The following is a 9,421-nucleotide window of genomic DNA, read 5'->3' on the forward strand; positions in this document are numbered from 1 at the left end:
GGTGAAGACCGCGCCTGCTCCCACCACCCTGGCGGAAGTCGGGGCCAGGGCAGCCGCGGAGCCGGACACCCCGGCGGTTGCGGGGAGCGCGGCGAGCGTGCCGCAAAGTGCCGATACCATCGTCGCCGATTGGCGGCGCGAGATCGCCGCCGTTGGCGGAAGTTCCGTCAAGGCGAAGGTAGCAACTCCGGAAGTGGCGCGCGAAGTCGAGATCGACGAGGAGGATCTTGCCGCGCCCACGGCCGAAACCGCGGCGCCCGACAACGTTTCGGCGCCATCCTCGGCCGACCTGCCGCCAGCCCGGCCGGCAATCCTGTCCGAGCATGCGGGCCGTCAGGTCGCGGCGGCCTTCGGCGAGCTTTCCGATGCCTTCGCCAGCCGCAGCAAGAAGAGCTTCGACGAGATGGCCGAGGAGATGCTGCGGCCGATGCTGCAGGACTGGCTCGACAACAACCTCCCGACCCTGGTCGAACGACTGGTGCGCGAGGAAATCGAGCGCGTGGCGCGCGGCGCGCAGTGATTTCGTCTGAGCTTTCATCGTAAAAGCGCCGCCGTCGGGCGGTGCTTTTATTTTCGCGAAAATGCGGCCGCGCGACTTGTCTCGCGATGAGGCATGGGCTTGCCGCTGATCGCCGCAAGCCTATCTGGGCAAGGCAGGCCCATCCTTCTCGCGGTTGACTCGGCCAAGAGCTTCCGATTTACACCGGACGCTTGTTCCCGACAGTTCGGACTTCCTCCATGCTTGATAAAACCTACGACGCCAAGACCGTCGAGCCGAAGATCGCCAAAATCTGGGAAGAGGCCGATGCGTTCCGCGCCGGCGCCGGCGCGGAGGAAGGGGCGGAAGCCTTCACCATCGTCATCCCGCCGCCGAACGTTACGGGCTCGCTGCATATGGGGCACGCGCTCAACAACACGCTGCAGGATATCCTGGTGCGGTTCGAGCGCATGCGCGGCAAGAATGTGCTGTGGCAGCCGGGCATGGATCATGCCGGCATCGCCACGCAGATGGTGGTCGAGCGGCAGCTGATGGAGAGGCAGATCCATCGCCGCGACCTGACGCGCGAGGAGTTCATCGAAAAGGTCTGGGAGTGGAAAGCCGAATCCGGCGGCGCCATCTTCAATCAGCTGAGGCGGCTCGGTGCCTCGGCCGACTGGAGCCGAGAGCGCTTCACCATGGACGAGGGTCTGTCCAAGGCGGTGCTGGAGGTGTTCGTCACCCTCTACAAGGAGGGGCTGATCTACAAGGACAAGCGCCTTGTGAACTGGGATCCGAAGCTGTTGACGGCCATTTCCGACCTCGAGGTCGAGCAGCATGAGGTCAACGGCAATCTCTGGCATTTCCGCTACCCGGTCGAAGGCCTGGCGTTCGATCCCGAGAATCCGCAGACATTCATCACCGTCGCCACGACGCGCCCGGAAACCATGCTGGGCGACACGGCGGTGGCGGTGCACCCCGACCACGAGCGGTTTCGCGACCTGGTCGGCAAGAACGTCATCCTGCCGATCGTCGGCCGCAGGATACCGGTTGTGGCGGATGAGTCTTCGGATCCGGAAAAGGGTTCCGGCGCGGTCAAGATCACCCCGGCGCATGACTTCAACGACTTTGAGGTCGGCAAGCGCCACAAGCTGCCGGCGATCAACATCCTGACCGTCGAAGCCTACATCAAGCTCAAGGATAACGAGGAGTTCCTTGCAGGTCTTGAAGTGACGCCGCAGCGCCAGGCCGTCTGGGATGAGCTCGACGGGCTGGATCGCTTCGTGGCGCGCAAGAAGATCGTCGAGCTGATGGAAGCGGGCGGCTTCCTGGAAAAGGTCGAGCCGCATCGCCACACCGTGCCGCATGGCGATCGCGGCGGCGTGCCGATCGAGCCGTTCCTCACCGACCAGTGGTACGTCAACGCGGCGGAGCTCGCCAAGCCGGCCATTGCCTCTGTGCGCGAGGGCCGCACGAACTTCGTGCCGAGGAACTGGGAGAAGACCTATTACGACTGGATGGAGAACATCCAGCCCTGGTGCATCTCGCGGCAGCTGTGGTGGGGGCACCAGATTCCGGCCTGGTACGGGCCGGACGGACGCGTCTTCGTCGAGAAGACCGAAGAGGAGGCGCTGGCTGCGGCGGTCGAATATTATTTGGCACTGGAAGGCCCGTGGAAGGCCTGGGTCGAGGACAAGCTTGAGAATTTCAAGCCGGGCGAGATCCTGACGCGCGACGAGGACGTTCTCGACACCTGGTTCTCCTCGGCGCTGTGGCCGTTCTCGACGCTCGGCTGGCCTGACCAGACGCCGGAGCTGAAGACCTACTACCAGACCGACGTGCTGGTGACCGGCTTCGACATCATCTTCTTCTGGGTGGCCCGGATGATGATGATGGGCCTGCATTTCATGAACGAGGAGCCGTTCCACACGGTCTATGTTCATGCGCTGGTGCGCGACAAGAACGGGCAGAAGATGTCGAAGTCGAAAGGCAACGTCATCGACCCGCTCGACCTGATCGACGAGTATGGCGCCGACGCGCTGCGCTTCACCTTGACGGTGATGGCGGCGCAGGGGCGCGACGTGAAGCTCGACCCGGCGCGTATCGCCGGATACCGCAATTTCGGGACCAAGCTCTGGAACGCCACGCGCTTCGCCGAAATGAACGAGGTCGCCAGGAACGACGATTTCTGGCTGCACGACGCCAAGCTCGCGGTCAACCGCTGGATCCTGACCGAGCTGACGCGGGCGGCGCGGGCGATCACGGAGGGCATCACCACCTACCGCTTCAACGAGGCGGCGGGCGCCGCCTATCGCTTCGTCTGGAACTTGTTCTGCGACTGGTATCTGGAACTGCTTAAGCCGGTGTTCATTGGCACGGACGAGGCGGCCAAGGCGGAGAGCCGGGCCTGTGTCGCCTTCGTGCTGGACGAGATCTACAAGCTGCTGCACCCGATGATGCCGTTCATGACCGAGGAGCTGTGGGCGCAGACCGCGGGCGAGGGGAAGGAACGCTCCTCCCTGCTTTGCCACGCCGCCTGGCCCGCGCCCGATTTCGAGGATGACGAGGCTGCCGCCGACATCAACTGGCTGGTCGAGCTCGTCTCCGGCATTCGCTCGGTGCGCTCGGAAATGAACGTGCCGCCGGCGGCGATCGCGCCGCTGGTGGTGATCGGCGCCAATGCCATCACGCAGGAAAGGCTGGATCGCCACGCCCAGGCCATCAAGCGGCTGGCGCGCGTCGGCGACATCGCGCTGGTCGATGCGCCGCCGAAAGGCTCGGCCCAGATCGTTCTCAACGAAGCGACCGTCTGTCTGCCGCTCGGCAGCCTGATCGACCTTCAGGCCGAAGCAACGCGGCTGCAGAAGGAACTGGCCAAGGTGACCGAGGAGATCGCCCGCCTGCACAAGAAGCTCTCCAACGAGAAGTTCGTCGCCAACGCGCCGCAGGAGGTGGTCGAGGCAGAGCGCGAAAAGCTCGCCGAATATCGCGAGGCGCAAGAGAAGCTTTCAGTCGCCCTGACCAGGGTCCGAGACGCCGGGTGACCGGCAAGATTCGGCTCCGCTGGAGGGCGCTTTACGAAGCGTCACTACACTCGCATAAGGGCCTGCCGTTGGGTTAATTTTGACGTAAACGGAAAGTTTTGGCCCCATTGTTGCCGTAATGTAACAATGGGGCCTATTCCGTTCAAAATGGCCCGTTTTTGAGCTGTTTCGGACCGTTTTTGCAATTTTTTCTCTCGCGCCGATGCCGAGTGAGCCGCTTTTAGGCTCAATGGGCGGTCGATGACCATGGCGAAAATACGAGCTGTCAAGGTGTACATGTACAGCTCACGAATTCGTTGTTGCGCCGTTAACCTGAATTGGTTCTAGCTTGCCCCACTTCGTGTTTCGGGGAGGGATTTCCATGAACGTTTTGCGGCTCAAAGCACTGCTGGGGGCAGGGTGCTTCTCGCTGGCTTTGATCGGATCGGCGATGCACCCGGCGCATGCCGGCGGCATTGAGCGCGGCGGCTATGACATCGACCTGCTGTTCGATCCGGCGCCGTTCGTGACGGAAGCGGAAGCAACTTATGTGATGCCCAGCCGCAAGCTCAAGAACGCGGTGGATACCGACCCGAGCGACGGCAATGTGACCGCGCTTGGCAGTACTGCGAAGGACAGTGAGGACTATTGGGTGCCGCGCATCGGCGTCAAGGCACAGCTTGTCCCTGGCGTCGACTGCATGGTCGACTATTCGCAGCCGTGGGGAGCGCATACCGCTCCGGGCCTCTGGGCTGGTGCCCAATCCAACATGGAAACCGACATCAAGAGCAACAACTACGCGGGTACGTGCTCTTACAAGATGGACGTCGGTAAGGGCCAGCTTCGCTTCATTGGCGGCGTATTTTACCAGGAAGTCTATGGCTTCAAAGAGAGCTTGGTGTCGCCACTGGTTCCCGATTTCCAGGGCACCGGCCGTGTTGATCTGGATAGCAGCGGCTGGGGTTGGCGCGCCGGTATCGCTTACGAAATTCCGGATATCGCCCTACGCGCCAGCCTCGTCTACAATTCCAAGGTCAAGCTCGACAATATCTCGGGTACGCTTGACCTGACCAATCTCGGGCAGGGCACCACAGCAATCTACGCCCCCACGCAATACATGCCGGATACGGTGGAATTGAAGTTGCAATCGGGCATTGCACCCGGTTGGCTGGCCTTCGGCTCGATCAAGTGGGTCAACTGGAGCTTACTGCAGAGCATTCCGATCTGTTCGCAAGCCTCGCAGGGACTTGCCGCCTGCACCACTGTTTCGCCGTTTCCGATCCGGCTGACGTCTCTTGACCTTATGTATCGCGACGGCTGGACAATTTCTGGGGGTATCGGTCACAAGTTCAACGATCAGTGGGCCGCGGCCGGCCAACTGACCTGGGACCGTGGCACCTCCCACGGCTACGGCTCGCAGACCGACACCTGGACCCTTGGCGGCGGCGTTGCCTATACCCCGAAGCCGAACATCGAGATTCGCCTGGCAGGTGCTATCGGCGTCATGACGAGCGGTCACTCCGGTACGTTGACCGATGAGAATGGCTATGTGGCCGGTACGGACGTCAGCTACGACTTCGGCAACGATCTGGTCACAGCGATCTCGGGTGGCATAAAGATCAAGTTCTAAGTCGCTCCCGCAATTCCGCGAAGAAGGCCGGGCACCGCCCGGCCTCAGACTGCTGACAAACCCCTGGCGTTTGCCGGGGGTTTTTGATTCACTGGGTCATGTTGAAGCGACCCGCCCCTGAACAGACCGCGCTTGAGATGGTCACGTTGGATCAGCTGGTTCCGGCCGATCATCTGTTGCGCAAGATCGATCGACTTCTCGTTCATCCACGATCTGACGGCGCCATTGTACTGCGCCGACAATGGCCGCCCGCCGCTGGACCCGACCTTGATGTTCAAGGCGCTGTTCATCGGCTACCTGTTCGGGGTGCGCTCGGAGCGGCAATTGGTGCGCGAGATCGAGGTCAATGTCGCCTACCGCTGGTTCCTGCGGCTGAAGCTGACCGACAAGGTGTTCGACGCCTCGACGCTGTCGCAAAACCGTCGGCGGCGCTACCAGGACGAGACGATCGCGCAGGCGATCTTCGACCGCATCGTGGAGCAGGCGATCCTTGCGGGGCTGGTGGACGGGACGGTGCTGTATACCGACAGCACGCACCTGAAGGCCAACGCCAACAAGGGCAAATACGACCTGGCCATGGTCGCCAAGTCGCGTGCCGACTACTGGGGCGAGCTCGACCGCGCCATCGAGACGGAACGGGCGCTGCATGGCCAGAAGCCGCTGAAGCAGAAAGAGCGCAAGCCGCCGGTCAAGCAGACCAAGGTCTCGCGCGCCGATCCGGAGGCCGGCTACATGGTGCGCGAGGGCAAGCCGAAGGGCTTCTTCTATCTCGATCACCGCACGGTGGACGGTCGTTGCGGCATCATCACCGATACCTTCGCCACGCCGGTCAACATGCATGACTCGATCGTCTATCTTGGCCGGCTCGACCGCCAGGTGGAGCGCTTCGGCTTCGCTGTGGCGGCGGCGGGGCTGGATGCCGGCTATGCCACGCCAGGCATCGCCAAGGGGCTGGAGGACAGGAACATCCGGAGCGTCATCGGCTATCGCAACCCGACCCCGCCAAGGCCCGGCAAGATGAGGAAGAGCGCCTTCGTCCATGAACCGGATCGGGACGGCTATCGTTGTCCGCAGGGCCAGTTGCTCACCTACGCCAGCACCGATCGCGGCGGGTATCGTCATTACAGAAGCGATCCGGCCATCTGCCGCGACTGTCCGCTGCTGGCCTCCTGCACCTCAAACGCCAAGGCCGAGCGCACCATCACACGCCATGTCTGGCAGGATCAACGCGAGCGCGTCGATGCCAACCGGCTCACGGCTTGGGGCAAGGCCATCTACCGGCGTCGCAAGGAGACGGTCGAGCGATCCTTCGCCGATGCCAAGCAGCTGTTCGGCCATCGCTACGCCCGCTTCCGAGGGCGAACCCGCGTCGCCTGCCAGTGCCTGATCGCAGCCGCCGCCCAGAACATGAAAAAGATCGCAATCAGCCTCTGGCCAAAGCCCAAACCGGTCCTCGCCTGAGGCCAAATCTGCGTCGGCGGCCTCCTGACATCCGCTCCCGCCACCAATTTCCCAAGCGCAATCAATCTGCAAAACAAAACCCCGCCGAAAATCGACGGGGTTCGTCAGCAGTCTGAGGCCGGGCACCGCCCGGCCTTTTTCTATCGGGCAATCAACGGCCTGGGCTGGTTGGCCGATCCTGTGTTGCAAATTAGCTGCACAGCCGGCGCTTCAGACGATTGTGACGTTTCAGCAACAGTTTATGAACAACCCCGAAGCTAAAAGGCTAGCCGAGGGAACTGCCCATTTCCCGCCATAAACCCGGAGCAACTCGAATAGGTCTCGGGATGCGTGCCAGGTTGGCCCGGCGATGGGACCGGCCGCGGGGTGTGCGGCAAGGACGACGATGGACGCCAAGGCAATCTCCAAGGCCAAGCTGCCCAGCCGCTACGTGACCGAAGGTCCGGCGCGCGCACCACATCGTTCATACCTTTACGCCATGGGACTGTCGGCGGCCGAGATCGCGCAGCCGCTCGTCGGCGTCGCCAGCTGCTGGAACGAGGCCGCACCCTGCAACATCTCGCTGATGCGCCAGGCGCAGGTGGTGAAGAAGGGCGTCGCGGCCGCCAATGGCACGCCGCGCGAATTCTGCACCATCACCGTCACGGACGGTATCGCCATGGGCCACCAGGGCATGAAGTCGTCCCTGGTGTCGCGCGAGGTGATCGCCGATTCAGTCGAGCTCACCATGCGTGGCCATTGCTATGACGCTCTGGTCGGGCTTGCCGGCTGCGACAAGTCGCTGCCCGGCATGATGATGGCGATGGTGCGGCTCAACGTGCCGTCGATCTTCATTTATGGCGGTTCGATCCTGCCCGGCAGCTACCGCGGAAGGCAGATCACCGTGCAGGATGTGTTCGAGGCGGTCGGGCAGCATTCGGTCGGCACGATCTCCGATGCCGAGCTGCTCGAGATCGAGCAGGCGGCCTGTCCGTCGGCAGGTTCGTGCGGCGCCCAGTTCACCGCCAACACCATGGCTACGGTCGCCGAGGCGATCGGGCTGGCCTTGCCCTATTCCTGCGGCGCGCCTGCGCCCTACGAAATGCGCGACCGGTTCAATTTCGCCTCCGGCGAAAAGGTCATGGAGCTGATCGCGAAAAACATCCGGCCGCGCGACATCGTTACCCGCAAGGCTTTGGAGAATGCCGCGACGGTCGTGTCGGCCACCGGCGGCTCGACCAACGCGGCACTGCATCTGCCGGCGATCGCGCATGAGGCGGGTATCAAGTTCGACCTCTTCGACGTGGCGGCGATTTTCGAAAAGACGCCCTATATCGCCGACCTCAAGCCCGGCGGCAAATATGTCGCCAAGGACATGTTCGAGGCCGGCGGCATTCCGCTCTTGATGAAGACGCTGCTCGACCACGGCTATCTTCACGGCGACTGCATGACGGTCACTGGCCGCACTTTGGCCGAAAACATGGAGCACGTTGCCTGGAATGAGAGCCAGGATGTTGTGCGTCCCGCCAATCGGCCAATCACCAAGACAGGCGGCGTTGTGGGCTTGAAGGGCAACCTCGCCCCCGAAGGCGCGATCGTGAAGATCGCCGGCATGTCGGAGCTGAAATTCTCAGGCCCGGCGCGCTGCTTCGATTCGGAAGAGGAGTGCTTCGAAGCGGTCACGCAGCGCAATTACCGGGAGGGCGAGGTTCTCGTCATCCGCTACGAGGGGCCGCGGGGCGGTCCGGGCATGCGCGAGATGCTGTCGACGACGGCAGCGCTCTACGGCCAGGGCATGGGCGGCAAAGTGGCGCTGATCACCGACGGCCGTTTTTCCGGTGCTACACGTGGTTTCTGCATCGGCCATGTCGGGCCGGAGGCGGCGGTCGGCGGGCCGATCGGGCTCATCAAGAATGGCGACGTGATCTCTATCGACGCCGTGAACGGCACGATCGAGGTGGCGCTGTCGGATGCCGAGCTGGCGGCCCGGGCCAAGAAATGGAAGGCGCGCAAGACCGACTATCAGTCCGGTGCGATCTGGAAATATGCGCAGACCGTAGGGTCGGCCCGCGACGGCGCGGTCACCCATCCGGGCGGTGCAAAAGAAACACACTGCTATGCGGACATTTGAGGTGTTGAGGTCATTTCTCTTGCCGGCACTGGTCGCGGTGGCGACCTTGGGCGCCGTCGGGCAGGTCATGGCCTTCGACGACAAGGTGTTCGACGACAAGACCGGGGTCAAGCCGCAGTCGAGCCCGTGGGCGGTGTTCCAGTTCGGCTTCTCCGCCTACAAGAACGGCCACAAGGATCAAGCGGTCGAGGCCTATAAATATGCCGCCGAGAACGGCCAGATCGGCGCCACCTGGAAGCTTGCGCGCATGTATGCCCAGGGCGACGGCGTGGCCCGCGACGACTATGCGGCCTTCAAGTTCTTCTCCGAGATCGTCGACCAGGATGTCGAGCCCGGCTCGCCCGAGGAAAGCTATGTCTCCGACGCGCTTGTCGCGCTCGGCGACTATCTGCGCAAAGGCATCCCCGGCAGCCCGGTCGAGGAGAACGAGGTTGCGGCGCAGGAATACTACATGCGCGCCGCCGCCAACTACCGCAACCCGAACGCGCAGTTCGAGATCGGTCAGATGTTCCTGAAAGGCGAGGGCGGCGTGAAGGCCAGCGTCAAACAGGCCGGGCGCTGGCTGCAACTCGCGGCCGAAAAAGGCCATGCCGGTGCGCAGGCGACGCTGGGCAACCTGTTGTTCCAGAGCGGCAAGATCGTGCGCGGCCTGGCGATGATGACGGCTGCCTTGGAGCGTGCCCCGCCGGCGGATCAGCCCTGGATCCGCAGCATGCAGG

The 9,421-nt window shown here is 63.1% G+C and carries 5 protein-coding genes and 1 pseudogene; all 6 read left to right on the forward strand.

The window, feature by feature from the left end:
• Positions 1 to 520, forward strand: a 520-nt coding sequence (locus tag EOA75_RS22720) for a DUF2497 domain-containing protein (RefSeq protein ID WP_127325212.1), incomplete at its 5' end; no start/stop codon positions are given.
• Positions 521 to 738: 218 nt separating this feature from the next.
• Positions 739 to 3,522 (forward strand): valine--tRNA ligase, encoded by a 2,784-nt coding sequence (locus EOA75_RS22725; protein WP_127325213.1) that lies wholly within the window; start codon positions 739 to 741, stop codon positions 3,520 to 3,522.
• Positions 3,523 to 3,883: 361 nt separating this feature from the next.
• On the forward strand, positions 3,884 to 5,131 hold the full coding sequence (locus EOA75_RS22730; RefSeq protein WP_127325214.1) for an OmpP1/FadL family transporter: 1,248 nt from the start codon (positions 3,884 to 3,886) through the stop codon (positions 5,129 to 5,131).
• 98 nt (positions 5,132 to 5,229) lie between these two features.
• Positions 5,230 to 6,592, forward strand: a pseudogene (locus EOA75_RS22735) (IS1182 family transposase).
• A 385-nt stretch (positions 6,593 to 6,977) separates the two neighbouring features.
• On the forward strand, positions 6,978 to 8,702 hold the full coding sequence (gene ilvD / locus EOA75_RS22740; RefSeq protein ID WP_095778432.1) for a dihydroxy-acid dehydratase: 1,725 nt from the start codon (positions 6,978 to 6,980) through the stop codon (positions 8,700 to 8,702).
• Positions 8,689 to 9,421: tetratricopeptide repeat protein (locus EOA75_RS22745; RefSeq protein ID WP_164747502.1), on the forward strand; the 733-nt coding region annotated here is incomplete at its 3' end. The genes ilvD and EOA75_RS22745, both read left to right, overlap by 14 nt.

It is taken from the genome of Mesorhizobium sp. M1A.F.Ca.IN.022.07.1.1 (assembly GCF_003997575.1).
Taxonomy (GTDB): domain Bacteria; phylum Pseudomonadota; class Alphaproteobacteria; order Rhizobiales; family Rhizobiaceae; genus Mesorhizobium.

What these genes read in the sequence shown, in the direction of transcription:
- EOA75_RS22725 (WP_127325213.1), top strand. Translation starts at nt 739, where the DNA reads ATGCTTGATAAAACCTACGACGCCAAGACCGTCGAGCCGAAGATCGCC.
- EOA75_RS22730 (WP_127325214.1), top strand. Translation starts at nt 3,884, where the DNA reads ATGAACGTTTTGCGGCTCAAAGCACTGCTGGGGGCAGGGTGCTTCTCG.
- ilvD (WP_095778432.1), top strand. Translation starts at nt 6,978, where the DNA reads ATGGACGCCAAGGCAATCTCCAAGGCCAAGCTGCCCAGCCGCTACGTG.